We start from the raw sequence: 20,166 nt of genomic DNA on the forward strand, positions 1-20,166 counted from the left end.
AAACTAAATTATCGAAGCTGAAAAAGATTTAAGTCAAAGCGTTTATAATTTGGTTATACACAAAGGCATAATAGTCTTGGTATTGAGGAAGAAGTAAGTTTTCGTAATCTTTAGTGTGTAAAATGACATCTAAATTAAATAATTTAAGCTCTTCAACTTCTTCTTTTTGAAGCGTTAAAGTTTCAAAAGGAACAGTTAATTCGGTAATAAATACATGATGGAATTCATTATCAATAATTCCGTTAGTGTGATTTACCATGTGTTTTCGAGTGCCTATTTTAAATAGGTTTTCAGAGAGTATGTCAAACCCAATTTCTTCTTTAACTTCTCTAATAGCTCCTATTTTTACATCTTCTCCAGCAGCAATATGACCTGCAACTGAAATATCCCACATACCAGGAAATACTTTTTTGGTTAAAGCTCTTTTTTGAAGTAATATTTGTTTATCAGAAGTATATAACCATACATGAATAGTAGGGTGGAAGTAGCCATATTTGTGAGCTTCGGATTTTAAACAGGTTTTACCAGTGTAGTTTCCGTGTTCATCAACAATGTCTATAAGTTCATCCATAAGAAGTGAGTAAAAAAAACGTCATTATGAGAAATAATGACGTTTGATTGTTTTTTATTATTTAAAGTAAGAGAAATCTTCTCCGTCTTCAATTTTTAATAAACTTTCGTAAATCATTTTAATTACGTTTTCAACATCCTCACGGTGCACCATTTCAACCGTAGTATGCATATAGCGCAAAGGTAATGAAATTAAAGCTGAGGCAACACCACCGTTACTGTAAGCAAAAGCATCAGTATCTGTACCTGTAGCTCTGGATAATGCTGAACGTTGGAAAGGAATCTTGTTAGCTTCAGCAGCTTCGATAATTAAATCACGTAATTTTTGTTGTACAGCAGGAGCATAAGCTACTACTGGCCCTTTTCCTAATTCTAAATGACCTTCTTTTTTCTTGTCAATCATAGGAGTAGTGGTATCGTGTGTTACATCGGTAACAATGGCTACATTAGGTTTAATGGTTTGGGTAATCATTTCTGCACCACGTAAACCTATTTCTTCTTGAACAGAATTGGTGATGTATAATCCGAAAGGTAATTTTTTCTTGTTTTCGTGTAGTAAACGAGCCACTTCAGCAATCATAAATCCACCCATTCGGTTATCTAATGCACGACACACAAATTTATCTCCATTCAAAATATGAAACTCATCAGGATAGGTAATTACACAACCAACATGCACTCCTAATTTTTCAACTTCTTCTTTAGTTGCGCATCCACAATCGATAAAGATGTTTTCAGGTTTAGGAGCTTCTTCAGAAGCTTTATTACGTGTATGAATCGCTGGCCAACCAAAAACACCTTTTACAATTCCATTTTTAGTATGGATGTTAACTATTTTACTTGGTGCAATTTGATGGTCACTACCACCATTACGAATTACATAAATTAATCCGTTGTCAGAAATATAATTCACATACCAAGAAATTTCATCAGCATGTCCTTCGATAACTACTTTATATTTTGCTTCAGGATTGATAACTCCAACCGCACTTCCATAGGTATCTGTAATAAATTCATCAACATACGGTTTTAGGTAGTCCATCCATATTTTTTGACCTTCCCATTCATACCCAGTAGGTGCCGCATTGTTTAAATATTTTTCTAAAAAGTCGATAGACTTTTTGTTTAAAATTGATTTTTTAGCCATAACTTATATGATTAAAAGTTTTATATCTGAATTAACTCCAAAACTTTCGTTTTTCGTTTAATTCTTCTTGTTCTTTAATTTGCTCAGGTGTTAATACCTTTAAAAATGAAGGATGTTGCTCAATAGCGTATTCAATTTTTTCAACAATATTAGCTACTGGTTCATTTTCGTAATCAATATCTAAAGGTTCTTTTATAACCATTGATTGTAGTACGTTACGCTTTTTAATTAAAAGTCCTTTTTTATCAAAAGAACGTCTAAATCCGTCAATAACAATAGGAACTACAATAGGTTTATAGGTTTTAATGATGTGAGCGGTACCACGACGAATAGGTTTAAAAGGAGTAGTAGTACCTTGTGGAAAGGTAATTACCCAACCATCATCTAACGCTTTACCGATATTAGAAATGTCAGACATTTTTACTTGTCTATTAATATCTTTACCAGCGCTTCTCCAAGTTCTTTCAACTGAAATAGAACCCACATAGGCAAATATTTTAGGAAGTAAACCTGAACGCATTGTTTCGCCAGCCGCTATATAGTACATGTTTAACTTAGGCTTCCATAAGTAACCAATATTTCTAATATTATCATCACGTCCTTTTAAGGCAGCGTTGAAAACATGAAACATAGCAGCAACATCAGCAAAGTAGGTTTGGTGATTAGAAATAAAAAGTACTTTTTGATCTGGAAGATTTCTTAAAACATCCATACCTTCTATTTGTAAGTCGTTAAATTTACGATAACGACCGTGGGAAATTAATCCTAAAGTTTGTATTAAAAAGCGTTTAATGAATAGTATATGTCCGAAAGGGTTCCTTTTAAATAAAGGCATTATTATTATTGGTTTTTATTAGTCGAATAAGCTAAATTACAAAAGAATTATAGAATAGCCTTTATTTTAATAAATCTTTAATTTCTGATAGCATCATTGCTGTTGCTCCCCAAACAATGTAATCGTTTAATTTAAAGCAAGGTACCTCGATGTTTTTCATGTAAGAAGTTTCCATTTCTACAAATGTTAAATTTTTATCGTCTAATAAATCGCTTACTAAAACCTCTATTACTTCCGCTACTTCTTCATTAGGAATAAAAAGAGGTGTTTTTTCAGAAATTCCAATAAAAGGAGCGACTAAAAAATTACTAGGAGGAATGTAAGCATTTGATGTTTGCCTGATAATTTGTATAGCCTCAAAAGGTACGCCAACTTCTTCGTAAGTTTCGCGTAGAGCTGTAGTTTTTAGGTTATTATCTGTTTTGTCAAGCTTACCACCAGGGAAACTAATTTGTGCAGAGTGCGCACCATTATAACTAGCTCTTTCGGTTAATAAAAAACGTGTTTGATTATCGTTATCAGGATAAAACAAGGCTAATACAGCTGCTTTTTTCGGGTTTTTGCTAAGTATTAATTCTTCTGAATAACGCATTCTAAGTTTAGGAGCTAGTTTAAATTGTGAGGTTAAACCACCTAATTGCTTTCGCTGTAATTTTTCTATTTGATTGATGAAATCAGAAAAAATCATTTGTTTTTTAGTATTTTAGAACAAACTTATCAATTTGCCAGATAAAAATAAGATGTTTTGGCGTGAATTTTGATTTGTAGTGTTGAATTAATTTTAGATAAATGAATAAGGAAAATAAATACCAAAAACTAGCATTGAGTTTGTTGTTTGACGCGATAGGATATGTATCGTATTTAATTCCTGGAGTGGGAGAGTTGTCTGATATTGTTTGGGCTCCAGCATCAGCATACTTAATGACAAAAATGTATAAAGGAAACAAAGGTAAAATAGCGGGAGCTATAGCTTTTGTTGAAGAAGCTATGCCTGGGTTAGATGTAGTGCCAACCTTTACATTAATGTGGTTGTTTACCTATGTGTTTTCGTCAAAAGAGTCAAAAAAAACAATTGAAGTATAATTAAAAAAACAAAAGGCTACCGAATTGGTAGCCTTTTGTTTTGTGTTATTTTTTGATAATCTTTTTAGTGAACGATTTTTGACTGTCGTTTACTTCAAGAATATAAACCCCATTTTTTAAGTTTGAAAGATCAATAGTATGGTGTGTTACTTTTCCGTTTAAGACAGTTTGTCCTGTTAAAGTTGAAATTTTAAAAGAAGCATTTCTGTTATCTCCTAAGTGAATTTTTATTGTTTTAGCTGTTGGATTTGGTGAAACACTAGCATTAAATATAGAAGCTTCATTTTCTAGTTTACCATCAATAGTGATATTATTATCTCCTAATCCTTTTGCACTAGCACCTATGTTTACCGTATAATCTTCAACTTCACCATAAGAGAATGTCTCACAAGCTGATGGTGCAGCATTCCATTTCATAGAAACGCGCATTCTTGTAGTTCCTGATAAAGCAGAAGTTGGTACAGAAAAGGTATATGATAAATTTCCTGAACTAGAAGAAGAACCACTAACTATTTCTTCTGAAGATTCAAAAGTTCCATTTTTGTTAAAGTCAATCCAAACTTTCCAATATTCTGTGTAAGAAGAGCTAGAAAATCCAGCGCTCACAATAATAGTATTATTTCCATATGGAAGATTCGCTGTAAGAGAGGTAAAGTCACCATATCCACCATTAGCACTAGTAGCATTTGAAATTCCACCAATAACAATATTGTCTATCCATTCATAATTAACATTATTACCTTTAGTACTACAATAAGAAATTGTGTTAGCTAAAGTAGTTACATTAACTGTGTTACTTGAAGAAGAAATATTATTGGCAGCATCTTTAGCTTTAACAGAAAAACTATAATTAGCAGCAGCAGTTAATCCACTAACAGAAAAGTTTGTTGTGGTAACAGAGGCTATTTTAGTACTTCCTTGATACACATCGTATCCTGTAACTTCAATATTATCAGTAGCAGCAGTCCAAGTTAAATAAACAGAGGTTTGTGTAATGTTAGAAGCAGCAACATTAGTAGGAGCTGTTGGAGCGGTAGTATCAGGAGTTGAAGTACCTCCATCAATGTTGTGGTTTCCCAAGCCACTAAAGGTATCTTTCGCTAACGTATTCCATTCAGAAGTTGTGTATGTACTATTTGGAGAGGTAACCGAAGATTTTCTTTGTAAAGTTACATCTTGAGCAAATGTAGATGAACTATTAGGGTTACCTATTAAGTCAATAAGTGTACTACCTTTAAATAAACCTATGGCATCATTTCCATTAAAAGAGAGTACACTAGTGTCTGTTTTGTCTGCTTTATTTAATACAGTACTAGAAGCACTACTATTGGCAATTACATATACATTTCCAGTTGTTAGCTGTCCGCTTAATATTAATGTGTTAGTCCATCCACCACCATTAGCAGCTTTCTTTAATGAGTATCCAGATAGGTTTACAGAGCTTCCTGTAAAATTAGCAATTTCAATAGCTTTATTGTTAGATGAACCTTCTATATATTCAGATATTAATAAGTCAGTAGTAGTTCCATTTCCTCCACCAGAGGTTGAGTTGGTAGTTATAGAAACTGTATTACTAGCAGTAGATTCGTTACCAGCCGCATCTTTTGCTTTAATAGAAAAAGTATAATTTGTAGCAGCAGTTAATCCTGTAACGTTATATGTAGTATTTGTTACTGTAGCAATTTTTGTAGCTCCTTGGTAAATATCATACCCTGTAACTCCAGTATTGTCAGTAGAAGCAGACCAAGCTAAACTTACAGAAGTTTCAGTAATGTTTGAAGCAGCTAAGTTAGATGGTGCTGTAGGAGCTTGTGTGTCAGAACCACTACCACCTCCAAATAAATCTTCTGCTTGAGGCCCTCCCCATATTTCAGTAGCAAATGCAGGATTATCAATAAAAGGGTTTCTATTTCCTTGAAGATTTTCAAGAATAGGATTACGTTGTTTTTCAAAATCAGAAACAGGATCGTCTACGTTCCATTGAATAAATAACGTAAGCATATTAGCATCAGATGCCATTGTAGAACCAGTACCTACACCAGTAGGTAAACATTGGCTACCATAGCGTAAATACATATACATCATCATGCGGGCAACATCACCTTTCCATTCATCTCCAGGATACCATCCACTAGCTACATCACCAGCATTTCCAGAACCATCAGCAAATTTTTTACTACTTCTTTGTGAGTTGAATGAGATATCAGCAGATCTTAAGTGATGAGCATCTGCTCCAGGACCTGAAGTTCCTAAATTAGGGTTACCTAAAGATTTAGCGTATACGTGTTCTCTGTTCCATTGCGTACCTGCAGTACCTCCATTAGCATTTTTATCTCGTGTTCTGTCGGTTACATAGTTACCATCTGTATCACTATAACCATAAATTAATAATACTTTACTAGGATCATTAGGATCTAGATCTGTTTGCTTTAAAGCATCCCAAACACCAGGTGTATAAGATAAGTTAGTTGTATGTGTATTAATGATTTTAGTTGCTAGCTCATTTTTTAAAGCAGTTCCTGATAAGCTTAAATTTACATCATTATAGTATGATGGAATTTGAGCAAATATCGATAACGAAGTTATCAGTAAAAAGAAGGGTAATAGTTTTTTCATGTAAATGAATTTATGTTAAAACTTTGTTAATTCATTACAAATCAATAAAAAAAGAGAATATTCAATGTTACCAAAATATTAACAATCAATAACGTAGCAGCTATAAGAAACAAGATGATTTTTTTTCCTTTATTTTACGTAAATTTGCAGGCTAAATTCAGAGATTGATTATGAAGATATCATACAATTGGTTAAAACAATTTTTACAAACAGACTGGGAGGCTGAAAAGACAGGTGAATTACTTACTGATTTAGGTCTTGAAGTTGAAGGTATAGAGAAGGTTGAAAGTATAAAAGGTAGTTTACAAGGTGTAGTTGTTGGTGAAGTAAAAACATGTATTAAACACCCTAACGCAGATAAACTAAAAATTACTACGGTAGATTTAGGAAATGGTAGTCCTGTACAAATTGTTTGTGGAGCGCCGAATGTAGATGCTGGTCAAAAAGTACCTGTTGCAACTGTCGGTACCATGTTGTATGATGATAAAGGTGAAGGCTTTAAGATAAAGAAAGGAAAGATTAGAGGAGAAGAAAGTCACGGAATGATTTGTGCCGAAGACGAATTAGGTCTAGGGAAAAGTCATGACGGTATTATGATTTTAGACGAAAGTTTAGCTCCTGGTACACCTTGTTCTGATGTGTTTAATATTGAAACAGACTATGTTTTTGAAATAGGGTTAACACCAAACCGTTCTGATGCAATGAGCCATTATGGTGTTGCACGTGATTTACGCGCAGGATTAATTCAACAAGGAACAAATATAGAATTAATATCTCCTTCTGTTTCTGATTTTCATGTTGACGAGCGTATTCTTAAAATAGATATTGAAGTAGAAGATAAAGAATTAGTACCACGTTATTGTGGAATTACGATTACCGATGTTGAAGTTAAAGATTCACCAGAGTGGATTCAAAATAGATTAAAAGCAATAGGTTTAGCTCCTAAAAATAACATTGTAGACATTACTAACTATGTGTTACATGAATTAGGACAACCATTACATGCTTTTGATGCTTCTAAAATTAGAGGAGGAAAAGTAGTAGTGAAAACCTTAGAAGAAGGAACTAAGTTTACTACATTAGATGATGTAGAAAGAGAACTATCTTCTGAAGATATAATGATTTGTGACGCTGATAACAAACCATTATGTATAGGTGGTGTTTTTGGAGGAGCAAATTCTGGAGTTACTGAAAGCACGCATACTATTTTCTTAGAAAGTGCCTATTTTAATCCTGTATCTGTTCGTAAAACAGCAAAGCGTCATGGATTAAATACAGATGCTTCTTTCCGTTTTGAAAGAGGAATCGATATTAATACAACAAAATATGCTTTAAAGCGTGCAGCTTTATTAATTGAAGAGTATGCTGGAGGAAAAATGTCGTCAGATATTTTAGATTTTTATCCTGTAAAGCTTGAAGATTTTGAAGTGTTCTTATCATTTGAAAATGCGTATAAATTAATAGGTCAAGAAATTCCTAAAGAAACTATTAAAAAGATTTTAGCTTCTTTAGATATTAAAATCAATAGTGTTACAGAAGCAGGTTTAGGATTGGTAGTACCATCTTATAGAACCGATGTGCAACGTGAGGCAGATATTATTGAAGAAATTTTACGTGTTTACGGGTATAATAATGTTGAGTTTTCTCATAAGTTAAACACCTCTATTTCTTTTGATAGTGATATCAATGTAAAAGTAGAAAACATTGTAGCAGATCAACTATCATCACTAGGGTTCAACGAAACTATGGCAAATTCGTTAACCAAAGCAGATTATCTTGAGTTATCTGAGAATTTGAATCCAGAGCATAGTGTAGAGATGTTAAATCCGTTAAGTAACGATTTAAAGGTAATGCGTCAGTCATTATTATTTAGCGGATTAGAGTCTGTTGCTTACAACATCAATAGAAAACAAAATTCATTAAAGTTTTATGAGTTTGGTAAAACCTATCATAAATACGAAAGTGGATATCAAGAAGATAAACATTTAACCTTATTTGTTACAGGAAACAGAACTCAAGATAGCTGGAAAGTAGCTTCGCAAGCGTCAGATTTCTTTTATTTAAAAGGAATTGTAACAACATTATTAAGTCGTTTAGGAATTGATAATTTAAAAACAACTCCAACAAAATCAGATGTGTTTTCTGAAGGAATTATCTTAAGTTTAGGAAAAATGAAGTTGGTAGAGTTAGGAGTTGTGAAAAGAGCGATTTTAAAAGAATTTTCTATTAAACAAGAAGTATTATTTGCTGATTTTAACTGGCAAACTATTTTAGGTCTAGTAGGTAATAAGAAAATAAAAGTAACAGAATTGCCTAAATTCCCAGCGGTAAAACGTGATTTAGCATTGTTATTAGATAATAAAGTTGAGTTTAAAGAAATTTACAACTTGGCATTTCAATCAGAAAGAAAATTGTTGAAAGAAGTAGATTTGTTTGATGTATACGAAGGAGATAAATTACCAGAAGGTAAAAAGTCGTATGCGGTTAGTTTTGTATTACAAGATGAAAACAAAACGTTAGAAGACAAACAAATAGATAAAATAATGCAGAAACTACAGCAAACATTCGAAAAGAATTTAGACGCTGTATTACGATAATTCAGAAGCTCCATTTTTGGAGCTTTTTTTATATTTAATAAACGAAAGATTATAATTAAAACCAATGTACAAATTACTTATTCGCCCAATATTCTTCCTTTTTGATCCAGAAAAGATTCACCATTTTACTTTTTCGCTAGTTAAATTTTTATCAAAAATACCAGGTGTTCCATCTATTTTTAGAGGAATGTATCAAGTAAACGATAAAAAATTAGAGCGTAATTTATTTGGTTTAACTTTTAAAAATCCTGTAGGATTAGCAGCTGGGTTTGACAAAAATGCAGTGTTGTACAATGAACTGGCTAATTTTGGATTTGGTTTTGTTGAAATAGGTACCGTAACACCAAAAGGTCAAGTAGGAAACCCTAAAAAACGTTTATTTCGTTTAAAAGATGATAAAGGAATTATCAATCGAATGGGTTTTAATAATGAAGGTTTAGAAGCAGCAATTGAACAATTAAAAAAGAACAAAGGAAAAATAATTATTGGAGGAAATATTGGTAAGAACACGAATACAGCTCCTGAAAATTATACTGAAGACTATGTAGCTTGTTTTAAAGGATTACATCCATATGTAGATTATTTTGTATTGAATGTAAGTTGTCCAAATGTATCTAGTCATGCAAAACTTGAAGATGCTGATTATTTAAAGGAACTAATTACTGAAGTTCAAAAGTTAAACAACGCTGAAGCACAACAAAAACCCATTTTATTAAAGATTGCGCCAGACTTAAATAATCAACAGTTAGATGAAATTATTGAATTAGTTGCTGAAACAAAGATCGATGGAGTGATAGCGTCGAATACTTCAGTAAATAGAGATAATTTAAAAGCTTCTAAAGAGCGTTTACAAGAAATAGGTAATGGAGGAGTAAGCGGACAACCAGTTAAAGATAGAAGTACGAGGGTGATTCAATACTTAGCAGATAATTCTAATAAAGCATTTCCTATAATTGGAGTAGGAGGTATCCATTCTGAAAAAGATGCTTTAGAAAAGCTTAAAGCAGGTGCAGACTTAGTACAAATTTATACAGGCTTTATTTATGAAGGACCAAGCTTGGTAAAAAGAATCAATAAAGCTGTTTTAGCTGAAAGTTAATTTATGCTAGAAACTCTCATTTCTTTTGTATTTGCTACGGCTACTTTAGCTATTTCGCCAGGACCTGATAATATTTTTGTGTTGACACAAAGTATCGTCAATGGAAAAAAATATGGGTTAGCCACGGTTGCTGGTTTAATGACGGGATGTATTATTCATACAACTTTGGTAGCTTTTGGAGTTTCAGAAATCATAAAACAGAATCCGAATTTATTTTTCATTATCAAGTTATTTGGAGCAGGATATTTACTGTACTTGGCTTATCTAGTATTTAAAAGTGATGCTAAAATTGCTTTTTCAACTGAAAATGTAGAGCGAAAATCAACCTTACAATTATATAAAAGAGGTTTTTGGATGAATGTATTAAATCCGAAAGTGACAATCTTCTTTTTGGCGTTTTTTCCTCAGTTTTTGTTTTCTGACACCTTGTCAAACGTTATTCAGTTTTATGTATTAGGAGGATTATTCATTTTGACATCTTTCTTAATATTTTCTTCCATTGCTATTTTAGCAGGAAAAATTTCCGATTATATTAAACAACACAATAAAGTAGGAATATACTTAAAGTGGGCACAAATTGTAGTGTTTGTAGGTATTGCTCTGTTAATTTTGGTTTAACACCAGCCTTTTCTAATTAATAATTGTTCAATATGTGCATAATGATGGTTGCAATGCCAAGCATAAATTCCAATATTTTCTTTTAAGCCAACTTCTTCATTTCCGTCAGGATGGATAAACGATTTGTTTAAGTCTTCTTCAGTTAAACCTTTCATAAAGTAAACCCATTTGGCATGTAATGCCTTTAGAGTATCTAACGAAAGTTGAATAGGAGCAGTTTTAGAATCAAATAATTCAGCCCAACGATCTTCAAAATAAGTTTTAATAACTGGTTTATCTTCTGTTAAAGCCCATTTAAAGCGAGTATAAGAATTATGATAACTATCAGCACAGAGATGTATCACTTGCCTAATTGTCCAACCTTCTTCTCTGTACGGAGTATCTAATTGTTTTTCGGATAAATCAGAAACTAACTTATTCAGTCTTTTTGGGAAGTCTTCTATAGTTTCAATCCATTTAGCAATATTTTTAGAAGAAATGTTATTTGGAATTTTAGGTTTACCAATAGGATATTTTAACTTTTCCATTACTTTTCTTTTTTAGAAGTTAGTTTTTCTAAATTTCGTTTAGAACTACTGTTTTCAGGATTGATAGCTAGTGCTTTTTTATAGTATTCTATAGCTTTTATAGTATCTTTCATTTTAGCATAAGCGTCACCAGTGCTATCATAAGTATTGGAGCTATTAGGATATAACTCAATGTTGATTTTAAAAACATTAATAGCATCTTCGTATTCATTATTTCTAAGGTACTGATAACCTAATCTATTTAAGTTTCTTTCTCTAATTACAGGAGTTAAGCTATCTTTTTCTTTAATAGCTTTATACCCTTCTAAAGCAGCTTTAAAATTGCCTTCAGCTAAGTATTCACTAGGTGTTTTTTCTCCCTTTTTTAATTTATTGAAAACATATTTTTCTCCCTCATGTTCTCTCTTTTCAGCTAATTCTATTTTATTCTCAGCAGTATTAAAAATTAGTTTTTCGTTTAGTTCTCGAACATAAAAGGAAGTATCGTCAACCCTTAAGGGTTCTAAATCTTGGTTACGCCATTTTAAGAGTAGTTTTTTGTCTTCATCAAAAGTAACTTCTATAATTTCATCAGCATTAAAATAATAACGTCCAGCAGCTTTTTCTATAAACTCAGTTGTATTTGTCTTAGAAGTACAGTTAATGATTAAAAGTAATAAAGGGAGGAATAAAAGTTTAGTTTTCATTTCTTGATTAGTTTTAGTTGATAAGATACCTATATGACGAATGATATCAAAAATAGTTACAAATTAAATTAAACATAGTTTTTATTGGCATAAGAATTGACTTATAGTTAAGACGATAAACATTTAGTTGTTTTTATCTTTTGTTTATCAGTGTTTTACGGTTTTAAAAAAGTGGTATTCCTTTTTAAAAATATTTAAAAGTGCCACTATGACAGAATATATAAGATATGAGCAAATCAAAAATATTACATTTAGACAATTTGTCGCTTCAAGATGTTTTTAATGAAGATTCAGAATTAATCCCTTTATTAACGCCAGAGGATGAAGAATTAATAAATCAAGAAAGCATTCCTGAAGAGTTACCAATTCTTCCTTTACGAAATACAGTACTGTTTCCTGGTGTGGTAATTCCTATTACTGCAGGTAGAGATAAGTCTATTCAGTTAATTAAAGATGCTAACAAAGGAGATAAGGTTGTTGGAGTAGTTGCACAAAAGGATAGTGAAGTTGAAGATCCAGGAATAGATGATATTTATCAAACAGGTGTAGTAGCGCAAATATTACGTGTGTTAAAAATGCCTGATGGTAATACAACGGTTATTATTCAAGGAAAAAAGCGTTTTGAAATTGAGGAAGTTATTCAAGAAGAGCCTTATTTAAAAGCAAAAGTAAAAGAAGCGGTAGACGAAAGAGAAATTGATGATCAAAAAGAGTTTGATGCAATTATTGATTCTATCAAAGATCTAGCTTTAGAGGTAATCAAAGAAAATCCAATGTTGCCATCAGAAGCGTCATTTGCAATTAAAAATATTCAATCAAGTTCATTTTTGGTGAATTTTATTTCATCAAATATGGAGCTAAGTGTATCGCAAAAGCAGGTATTGTTAGAGAAAGACAATTTAAAAGAGCGTGCGTTATTAACTTTAAAAAATCTTGATAAAGAGCTTCAAAAATTACAATTACGTAACGATATTCAATCTAAAACACGTTCAGATTTAGATAAGCAGCAAAGAGAATATTATTTGCATCAGCAATTAAAAACGATACAAGATGAGCTAGGAGGAGTTTCTCATGAGCAAGAGCTTGATGAAATGCGTTTAAAAGCGAAGTCTAAAAAATGGAGTAAAGAAGTTGCTGAAACTTTTGAAAAAGAGTTAAGTCGTTTAAAACGTATGAACCCTCAAATGGCTGAGTTTGGCATTCAACGTAACTATTTAGAGTTAATGTTAGAGTTACCTTGGAATGAGTTTTCTAAGGATAAGTTTGATTTAAAAAGAGCTCAAAAAATCTTAGACAGAGATCATTTTGGGTTAGAAGAGGTAAAAGAACGTATTATTGAGCATTTAGCAGTTTTAAAGCTTCGTGGAGACATGAAATCACCTATTATATGTTTATACGGTCCTCCAGGTGTTGGTAAAACATCATTAGGAAAATCGGTAGCAGAGGCTTTAGGACGTAAGTATGTTCGTATGTCGTTAGGTGGTTTACGCGATGAGGCTGAGATACGTGGTCACCGTAAAACCTACATTGGTGCAATGCCAGGGCGTTTAATTCAGAATATTAAAAAGGCAGGAACTTCCAATCCTGTTTTTGTATTAGATGAAATTGATAAATTAGGACAAAGTCATCAAGGAGATCCTTCATCAGCGATGTTAGAAGTATTAGATCCTGAGCAAAATACTCATTTTTACGATAATTATTTAGAAGTAGGGTACGATCTTTCTAAGGTGTTATTTATTGCTACTGCGAATAACATCAATCAAATTCCTTGGGCATTACGTGATCGTATGGAAATAATCAATGTTACAGGGTATACGATTGAAGAAAAAGTAGAAATAGCCAAGAAATACTTGTTTCCGAAACAATTAACAGAACACGGATTATCAAAAGAACACTTGATAGTTGGTAAAAAACAGATAGAGAAGATTGTTGAAGGATATACTCGCGAATCTGGAGTTCGTGGTTTAGAAAAACAAGTAGCAAAAGTGGTTCGTTTTGTAGCAAAATCTATTGCTATGGAAGAAGAGTACAATGTTACGCTTACTAACGAGGATATTGAAGTTATTTTAGGACCCGCTCGTTTAGAACGCGATAAATATGAAAATAACGATGTTGCAGGTGTAGTTACTGGTTTAGCCTGGACAAGTGTTGGAGGAGACATTTTGTTTATTGAATCTATTCTTTCTAAAGGAAAAGGAAACCTTTCTATTACAGGTAATTTGGGTACAGTAATGAAGGAGTCTTCAACGATTGCAATGAAGTATATTAAATCAAATGCTGAAGAGTTTGGAATTAACCCTGAAGTATTAGATAAATATGATGTACATATTCACGTTCCAGAAGGTGCAACGCCAAAAGATGGACCAAGCGCTGGTATAACCATGTTAACATCGTTAGTATCGGTATTTACTCAGCGAAAGGTTAAAAATAAATTAGCAATGACTGGTGAAATTACATTGAGAGGAAAAGTATTGCCAGTAGGAGGAATTAAAGAGAAAATATTAGCTGCTAAGAGAGCTAACATTAAAGAAATAATTCTTTGTGCCGATAATAAAAGAGATATTGATGAAATAAAGGAAAGTTACTTAAAAGGATTAACCTTCCATTATGTAACAGATATGAGTGAGGTAATTGATATTGCACTTACCAAGCAAAAAGTTAAGAATGCTAAGAAGCTTTTATAGTTTTTTTGAAAGTAAAAGAACCGTCCATTATAGCTCGATGTAGTGGACGGTTTATGTTTTAAATACTAAATAAAATATAGTGTTTAAGGTAGTGCGAATTTATCTACAGGATCTTCTTCAAGTTTCATACACCAACAAGAGAATTGTGGATGTGCACCTAGACAAAAATATACAGTACCTTCTGGACATTGTAATAATCCTCCGTTAATTTCTCTTTGTTCTGATTTATTCAAAACGTTTCCTAATTTTGAAATTGATTTTAACATGATTAATTAGTTTTTTAGTTTTAATGATCAAAGTCTTCAGGTAACTCAACAACATATTCTGGTTCACACCAACATCTTATCCAGTTACATTTTAAATAAGTTCCTCTAGGGCAAACAATTTGTCCTCCATTAACTTCTCTTTGTTCTGTTTTGTTTAAAACGTTTCCTAGGTTTGAAATAGATTTTAACATGGTTAATTAATTTTAATTTTCCTTACTCTATTGTATGCTTTTCAGGTTCCGCATTTAAGAAATTTCTCATACAAATATTGCAGGTTTTAGGCCTTATAAGAAGTTTATACAGTTACTATTTAAGAAAAAAACGGGTACTATTTTTAAAAAATAGCACTCTTGTTTTTATGTTATTTTACTGGTTATTAATGTTTTAGTTTTGTTTTTGGTGCGTAAATATGTTAAAAGACAAATTGATGGATAAAAAAAATAACTTTACTTAAACTAAAATTAAAAACTTATGAAACGTTTATCTATTGAGTTGTTAAGAGAGTATAAATTAACACAAGAAGAAAAGTTTAAAATATTTGCAGGAGACCCAATTGCAAAACCAAACACAGAAGTATTTGGTGGACCTGATACAGATGGAGAAGAAGATTGTTTACCTCCACTTCCAGGTGATACTAGTAAAGATAAATGTTATCAATATGAGTACTTTAAAGTTTAAAGTTAAAGAATAAATAGTATCATAACGCCTTATCAATTTTTTCTATAAATTGATAAGGCGTTATCCCCATATGTTTTTTAAATATTCTAGTAAATGATTTTGCGTTTTTATATCCTGCTAATTCTCCAATAGCTTGAGTAGTATATGACCTAACTTTTTTATTATTACTTAATGCTTCAATAATATAATTAATACGTAATTCGTTTGTATAATCATTAAAGCTCATTTTTTTATAATCTTTAATAATTTTTGAAAGGTAGGTGGTGTTTGTTCCAATTTTTTTAGCAGCATTATATAAATTAAATTCTTCTTTTAAAAAGTATTCTTTTTCTTCAATCTTTAATAGGCCTTTAATAATTTGTTCGTGCTGTTCTCCTTTTATTTTTATATCATTAGAAGTCGAAAAAGATTTTTTGGTTAGTTCTTCTTTTTTTGAAATTTTTGCTAATAATTCATGTAATTTTTCATTAGCTTTTCTTTTTTCTTTAGAGTTTTTAACAACTAGTAAACTAATAATTAAAAGGATGAGGACTAGTATTATAAAAATTGTTTTGTAATAAAAACTTTTGTTAGCAATGTATTCTTTTAACTCCTTTAATTCTTTTATTTTTTTATCAAGATCAATTTTATAGGCTCCATTAATTTGCTGTTTTTTTCTTGAAGTAAGTTTACCATAATCAGTAATAAAAGTGTTTAAATGATATTTAGCAGAATCTATTTTATTTTGCTTAGAGTGAATTTTAGAAAGATAATAATGTGTGTGTAAATAATTGTAATCTAGAATTGTGTCTTTTTTTATTTTTAAAACCTTTAGAAAGTTCTCTTTTGCTTTGTTTAGATTATTAGACATGTAATAATTATAGGCATTATTATAATAACCTTTATACAAGTACGATTGTGATTTACTTTTTTCAAAGAATTCTAAACTTTTTTCAAGCAAAGAGCTGGCTTTAAAGTATTCTTCTTTTAAAGTATAAATTGTCCCTTTACCATAATAAACTTTACCAGTGTAATAGTTATTAAGATTGAATTCTTTTGTTTTTAATATGGAATTATAGTAATGTAAAGAAGAGTCTGCGTATTGATGTTGCTTTTTGTCATTTTTATATAAAGTGGCATAAATAGCGGCAACATTAAACATTCTTTTATATTTACTACTATAGTATTTATTAGAAAGAGCTTCTTTATTTATTTCTATAAGTTCAAGAGCTTCTTTAGCTTTATTAAGAGCTTTATCAAGCTCTCCCATATCTTGATAAATAAGAGCTATGTTACCTTTAATTTTAATAGTTCGTTCAATATCATTTGCCAGTAAAGCATAATTTTCAGCAGTAATATAATCTTGTAATGCAGGTTTAATTAAGCCTTTTCTTTTGTTAGAATTTCCTAGTAAGATATAAATATCAAACAGAATAGGGTAGTTGTTGGTTGTTTTTAAAATACTTGGAAGGTACTTATTAATGCTATCAAGGTAGAAAGAAACATTTAAAGATTCTTTTTCTCTAATTTTTAAATATTCAGAAGCAGCATACCCAAATGTTTTATAAGGAATGCTTGTACTTTTTTGTAGTTTATCCATAAAAAACAGAGTGCTGTCTATTCCTGTTTCTTTATTTAGATAAAATTTTTGTTTAAATTTTTTAAGATCATTTTCGCTGTACTGATTTGTTTGAGAAAATACTTTTGAGAAAGTAATAATAAGTACAATAGACAAGGCTTTTTTTAACATGATTTTTTCGAGGGATAAAAAATTAATGTTTACGCAAAATAAAAAAAATATAAATGTTAATTGTTTAAAAGTTAACTAACTATGAAGTATAGAAAGAAAAATATTTTGAAGAGAAATTATAGTACTGAGTTTTATAAAAGAAATAATGAGTAATTAATACTTTTTACAAGTATAACTCGTTGTTGTTTTAGTTATATTTAAAAAATTAAAATTTAATCAAACTTTAAACCCTTAAATTTATGAAAAGACTTCTTTTTTTAACCGCGTTTTTATGTTCTGTTGTATCGTATTCACAGATTGAATTTATAGAGACTACTAAAACAGAAATTGTTGGTAAAATTGAATATGTGTATTTAGAAAAAATAGGTAACGAAGCTTATAATCTATATTATAAGAATATTAACGATCCTATACATGAATATGTTCATTTTTCTTTTAAAAACCTTGATAATGATGTAGAAAAGCTATATCAAATAATTGTAAAAGGTTTTGAAGAAAACCCAAGAGATCCATATAAAATAAAGGCTAATGGGGATGTTATTTGGTTAAAATATACCAAGGAAGATGGAGTTGTAAGATTACAAATTCAGCAGTATGTAAGTAGAGATCCAGATATTATGACAGTTTCAAAATTACTTACATTTAATGATGTAAATAGATTATTTAATAAGTAGTATACTTCTTATAAAACATGAAAAAAGCAGCTTTTAAAGCTGCTTTTTTATTTTAATACTGTTTTATTAATTCTTAGCTTTATTTTTAAAAGCATCAAATTTATTTGTTGTTTGCTTTGGCCAGCTATTGTTAGAAGTATCAATATCAGCTGTTTCTAGATCAGGATCTACAACAAAGCTTTTAATTTCTTTTGAAGATGTAAATACTCTAAAAACTTGATGCTCATTTTTCTTCCAAATTTGAGCAGGGAAAGTTTGACGTTCTTTTGTTCCGTCAGCATAAGTCATTTCTAAAATAATAGGCATTACTAATCCTCCAGGTTTTTCAAACTCTACTTGATAGATATATTGAGGTAATTCCTTTAAGCTTGTTTTTTTATCGTTTGGTAAGCTATTTATATATGCTTCAACTTCAGATTTATCTGCATCTTCTTTATCACTAGTTAAGTATACTAACTTTCCTAATTGCGCAAAGTAAGAAGGGTATTGTGCTTGTAACTTCTTTGTTTCTTCATTAGGTTTATTAGTTACATATAAAGGTTTTACTTCTTTAATTCCAATATCAGTATAATCTGTAGTATAGAACCAACCTCTCCAGAACCAATCTAAGTCCATACCAGAAGCATCTTCCATTGTTCTAAAGAAATCAGCAGGAGTAGGGTGTTTAAACATCCATCTTTTTGAATAGGTTCTAAAAGCATAATCAAATAATTCAGGTCCCATAATTGTTTGACGTAACATATATAACCCAGCGGCTGGCTTAGTGTATGCATTAGGTCCGAAATTATGAACGTAATCACCTTGAGACATAATTGGGCTTAATTTACTTTGGTCTAAGCTCATATAACGAACAATGTCTTTAGGTAAGTTACCAGTATTAAAGTTTGGATCGTAATCTAACTCAGCTAAAATTTCTACAAAAGAGTTTAAGCCTTCATCCATCCATGTCCATTGACGCTCATCAGAGTTTACAATCATAGGGAAGAAGTTATGACCAATTTCGTGTGTAATTACTCCAATCATTCCATTTTTAACTCTATCTGAATAGGTTCCGTCAGGATTTGGACGTCCGTAATTAAAAGAAATCATTGGGTATTCCATTCCTTGACGCTTTGCATGTACAGAAATCGCTTTAGGATATGGATAATCAAAAGTCATTTTAGAGTATTCTTCTAAAGTATTAGCAACTACACGAGTTGAGTGCTCTTCCCATAAAGGATTTCCTTCTTTTGGATATAAAGATACTGCCATTACAGTTTTACCGTTGATATTAACAGCCATGGCATCCCAAATATATTTTCTTGAAGAAGCAAAAGCAAAATCACGTACTTGGTTAGCTTTAAAGTGCCAAGTTTTTGTTTTAAAAGTACCCTTCTTCTCATTTTCTTCAGCCTCTTTTTGAGAAACGATAAATACAGGGTTTTTAAAAGACTTTCTAGCTTTTGCCCAACGGTTACGTTGCTCTTTTGTTAGTACATCTTTTTCATTTTGTAAAACACCTGTAGCGTCTAAAATATGATCTTCAGGAACTGTAATTTTTACATCGTAATCACCAAATTCTAAAGCCCATTCACTACGCCCCCAAAATTGCATGTTTTGCCAACCTTCTACATTGTCATACACACATAATCTAGGAAAAAATTGAGCAATGGTATAGTTTTTATTTCCATCAGGGAATAATTCAAAACCAGATCGACCCCCGTCTTCAACAGAATTATTAATCAAATAATTCCATTTTATTTTGAATTTAAAAATTTCTCCTGGAGCTAAAGGTTTAGGTAAATTAATACGCATCATTGTACGATTAATAGTATGAGAAAGATCTCTACCATCAGCATATTTTACAGCTTCTATTTTAAAACCAAAATCTTTTGGTTTATCCATGTTTTCAGCTACAAATTTATTGGGTGTTTGAAAATCACTAGCTTTTTTAGATTCAGCTAAAGGAGATTTTGAATCTGGAGCTCTTACGTTTTGATCTAATTGTAACCATAAATATTCTAAATGATCTCTAGAATTATTGTGATAGGTTATGTCTTCTTCACCATAAAGTTTGTTTGCAGCTTCATCTAATCGTAAATCCATTACATAGTCAACTTTTTGTTGTGTATATGCATGACCAGGAGCACCTGATGCGGTACGTTGATCGTTAGGAGTTGCTAGTACATCTTTTAATTGTCTGAATTTGTTTTGATCAGTATGACCTTGTTGATGTTCTTTTTTTGGTGCCTCTTGAGCAAAAAGAGAAGCCGATACAAAGAGTGCTGAAAATAGAAGCGTAGAATATTTTCTCATTATATGCTTATTAGTTTTTGAATAAATAAGCGGAAAGTTAATGAAAACTTATTATTAAAAAA

At 31.1% G+C, this 20,166-nt stretch carries 18 protein-coding genes; 7 read left to right on the forward strand and 11 right to left on the reverse strand.

The features are described from left to right. Positions 1–28: 28 nt before the first annotated feature. From C8N26_RS06690 to C8N26_RS06705, 4 genes are all read right to left on the reverse strand, one after another. Positions 29–571, reverse strand: coding sequence for an NUDIX hydrolase (locus tag C8N26_RS06690; protein ID WP_120186600.1), 543 nt, complete (start codon positions 569–571; stop codon positions 29–31). Positions 572–628: 57 nt separating this feature from the next. After that, entirely contained in the window at positions 629–1,717 is a 1,089-nt protein-coding gene (locus C8N26_RS06695) for a M42 family metallopeptidase (protein ID WP_028892105.1), read from the reverse strand. A 31-nt stretch (positions 1,718–1,748) separates the two neighbouring features. Further along, complete coding sequence (locus tag C8N26_RS06700) at positions 1,749–2,552, reverse strand: lysophospholipid acyltransferase family protein (protein ID WP_120186601.1); 804 nt, start codon at positions 2,550–2,552, stop codon at positions 1,749–1,751. A gap of 61 nt (positions 2,553–2,613) precedes the next feature. Then, positions 2,614–3,240, reverse strand: a complete 627-nt coding sequence (locus C8N26_RS06705; RefSeq protein WP_120186603.1) for an NUDIX hydrolase — start codon at positions 3,238–3,240, stop codon at positions 2,614–2,616. 101 nt (positions 3,241–3,341) lie between these two features. Here C8N26_RS06705 and C8N26_RS06710 point away from each other — a divergent pair, with 101 nt between their 5' ends. Then, entirely contained in the window at positions 3,342–3,635 is a 294-nt protein-coding gene (locus C8N26_RS06710; RefSeq protein WP_120186605.1) for a hypothetical protein, read from the forward strand. Positions 3,636–3,680: 45 nt separating this feature from the next. Here the strand turns inward: C8N26_RS06710 and C8N26_RS06715 are convergent, their stop codons facing one another. Then, positions 3,681–6,251: an endonuclease gene (locus tag C8N26_RS06715; RefSeq protein ID WP_120186607.1), complete on the reverse strand. Its 2,571-nt coding sequence runs from the start codon at positions 6,249–6,251 to the stop codon at positions 3,681–3,683. A 170-nt stretch (positions 6,252–6,421) separates the two neighbouring features. On the opposite strand from C8N26_RS06715, the gene pheT reads away from it, so the two are divergent. The 3 genes from pheT (at position 6,422) to C8N26_RS06730 (ending at position 10,565) form a co-directional block, all read left to right on the forward strand. Next, positions 6,422–8,848 (forward strand): phenylalanine--tRNA ligase subunit beta, encoded by a 2,427-nt coding sequence (gene pheT / locus C8N26_RS06720; protein WP_120186609.1) that lies wholly within the window; start codon positions 6,422–6,424, stop codon positions 8,846–8,848. Positions 8,849–8,912: 64 nt separating this feature from the next. After that, the gene (locus C8N26_RS06725) at positions 8,913–9,947 is read left to right on the forward strand and encodes a quinone-dependent dihydroorotate dehydrogenase (protein WP_120186610.1); all 1,035 of its coding nucleotides are present in this window, start codon (positions 8,913–8,915) and stop codon (positions 9,945–9,947) included. A gap of 3 nt (positions 9,948–9,950) precedes the next feature. Further along, positions 9,951–10,565, forward strand: coding sequence for a LysE family translocator (locus C8N26_RS06730; protein ID WP_120186612.1), 615 nt, complete (start codon positions 9,951–9,953; stop codon positions 10,563–10,565). Here C8N26_RS06730 and C8N26_RS06735 read toward each other — a convergent pair. Together C8N26_RS06735 and C8N26_RS06740 are read right to left on the reverse strand one after the other, a co-directional pair. After that, positions 10,562–11,092, reverse strand: a complete 531-nt coding sequence (locus C8N26_RS06735) for a YfiT family bacillithiol transferase (protein WP_120186614.1) — start codon at positions 11,090–11,092, stop codon at positions 10,562–10,564. The genes C8N26_RS06730 and C8N26_RS06735 overlap by 4 nt on opposite strands. After that, positions 11,092–11,778 carry a tetratricopeptide repeat protein gene (locus C8N26_RS06740; RefSeq protein ID WP_120186615.1) on the reverse strand — a complete coding sequence of 229 codons (687 nt, stop codon included), beginning with the start codon at positions 11,776–11,778 and terminating at the stop codon, positions 11,092–11,094. The genes C8N26_RS06735 and C8N26_RS06740 overlap by 1 nt, the downstream gene beginning before the upstream one ends. 227 nt (positions 11,779–12,005) lie before the next feature. On the opposite strand from C8N26_RS06740, the gene lon reads away from it, so the two are divergent. Beyond that, entirely contained in the window at positions 12,006–14,462 is a 2,457-nt protein-coding gene (gene lon / locus C8N26_RS06745; RefSeq protein WP_120186617.1) for an endopeptidase La, read from the forward strand. Positions 14,463–14,545: 83 nt separating this feature from the next. Here the strand turns inward: lon and C8N26_RS13490 are convergent, their stop codons facing one another. Beyond that, positions 14,546–14,695, reverse strand: coding sequence for a hypothetical protein (locus C8N26_RS13490; protein ID WP_170141635.1), 150 nt, complete (start codon positions 14,693–14,695; stop codon positions 14,546–14,548). A gap of 53 nt (positions 14,696–14,748) precedes the next feature. Next, the gene (locus tag C8N26_RS13495; RefSeq protein ID WP_156025583.1) at positions 14,749–14,919 is read right to left on the reverse strand and encodes a hypothetical protein; all 171 of its coding nucleotides are present in this window, start codon (positions 14,917–14,919) and stop codon (positions 14,749–14,751) included. 280 nt (positions 14,920–15,199) lie between these two features. Here C8N26_RS13495 and C8N26_RS06755 point away from each other — a divergent pair, with 280 nt between their 5' ends. Continuing rightward, positions 15,200–15,406, forward strand: a complete 207-nt coding sequence (locus tag C8N26_RS06755) for a hypothetical protein (protein WP_120186620.1) — start codon at positions 15,200–15,202, stop codon at positions 15,404–15,406. Positions 15,407–15,425: 19 nt separating this feature from the next. On the opposite strand, the gene C8N26_RS06760 is transcribed toward C8N26_RS06755, so the two are convergent. Beyond that, entirely contained in the window at positions 15,426–17,135 is a 1,710-nt protein-coding gene (locus C8N26_RS06760; protein ID WP_120186622.1) for a helix-turn-helix domain-containing protein, read from the reverse strand. A 239-nt stretch (positions 17,136–17,374) separates the two neighbouring features. Here C8N26_RS06760 and C8N26_RS06765 point away from each other — a divergent pair, with 239 nt between their 5' ends. Further along, the gene (locus C8N26_RS06765; RefSeq protein ID WP_051435880.1) at positions 17,375–17,809 is read left to right on the forward strand and encodes a hypothetical protein; all 435 of its coding nucleotides are present in this window, start codon (positions 17,375–17,377) and stop codon (positions 17,807–17,809) included. 66 nt (positions 17,810–17,875) lie between these two features. Here C8N26_RS06765 and C8N26_RS06770 read toward each other — a convergent pair whose 3' ends face one another. Further along, positions 17,876–20,104: a M1 family metallopeptidase gene (locus tag C8N26_RS06770; protein WP_120186624.1), complete on the reverse strand. Its 2,229-nt coding sequence runs from the start codon at positions 20,102–20,104 to the stop codon at positions 17,876–17,878. Between the last annotated feature and the right edge of the window lie 62 nt (positions 20,105–20,166).

The sequence above is a fragment of the Tenacibaculum lutimaris genome, assembly GCF_003610735.1.
Classification (GTDB): Bacteria; Bacteroidota; Bacteroidia; order Flavobacteriales; family Flavobacteriaceae; genus Polaribacter; species Polaribacter lutimaris.

Coding starts and splice junctions, on each gene's coding strand:
- C8N26_RS06735 (WP_120186614.1), bottom strand. CDS start 11,092: ATGGAAAAGTTAAAATATCCTATTGGTAAACCTAAAATTCCAAATAAC.
- C8N26_RS06765 (WP_051435880.1), top strand. CDS start 17,375: ATGAAAAGACTTCTTTTTTTAACCGCGTTTTTATGTTCTGTTGTATCG.
- C8N26_RS06755 (WP_120186620.1), top strand. CDS start 15,200: ATGAAACGTTTATCTATTGAGTTGTTAAGAGAGTATAAATTAACACAA.
- C8N26_RS13495 (WP_156025583.1), bottom strand. CDS start 14,919: ATGTTAAAATCTATTTCAAACCTAGGAAACGTTTTAAACAAAACAGAA.
- pheT (WP_120186609.1), top strand. CDS start 6,422: ATGAAGATATCATACAATTGGTTAAAACAATTTTTACAAACAGACTGG.
- C8N26_RS06700 (WP_120186601.1), bottom strand. CDS start 2,552: ATGCCTTTATTTAAAAGGAACCCTTTCGGACATATACTATTCATTAAA.
- C8N26_RS06690 (WP_120186600.1), bottom strand. CDS start 571: ATGGATGAACTTATAGACATTGTTGATGAACACGGAAACTACACTGGT.
- C8N26_RS06705 (WP_120186603.1), bottom strand. CDS start 3,240: ATGATTTTTTCTGATTTCATCAATCAAATAGAAAAATTACAGCGAAAG.
- C8N26_RS06710 (WP_120186605.1), top strand. CDS start 3,342: ATGAATAAGGAAAATAAATACCAAAAACTAGCATTGAGTTTGTTGTTT.
- C8N26_RS06770 (WP_120186624.1), bottom strand. CDS start 20,104: ATGAGAAAATATTCTACGCTTCTATTTTCAGCACTCTTTGTATCGGCT.
- C8N26_RS06695 (WP_028892105.1), bottom strand. CDS start 1,717: ATGGCTAAAAAATCAATTTTAAACAAAAAGTCTATCGACTTTTTAGAA.
- C8N26_RS06760 (WP_120186622.1), bottom strand. CDS start 17,135: ATGTTAAAAAAAGCCTTGTCTATTGTACTTATTATTACTTTCTCAAAA.
- C8N26_RS06740 (WP_120186615.1), bottom strand. CDS start 11,778: ATGAAAACTAAACTTTTATTCCTCCCTTTATTACTTTTAATCATTAAC.
- lon (WP_120186617.1), top strand. CDS start 12,006: ATGAGCAAATCAAAAATATTACATTTAGACAATTTGTCGCTTCAAGAT.
- C8N26_RS06730 (WP_120186612.1), top strand. CDS start 9,951: ATGCTAGAAACTCTCATTTCTTTTGTATTTGCTACGGCTACTTTAGCT.
- C8N26_RS06715 (WP_120186607.1), bottom strand. CDS start 6,251: ATGAAAAAACTATTACCCTTCTTTTTACTGATAACTTCGTTATCGATA.
- C8N26_RS06725 (WP_120186610.1), top strand. CDS start 8,913: ATGTACAAATTACTTATTCGCCCAATATTCTTCCTTTTTGATCCAGAA.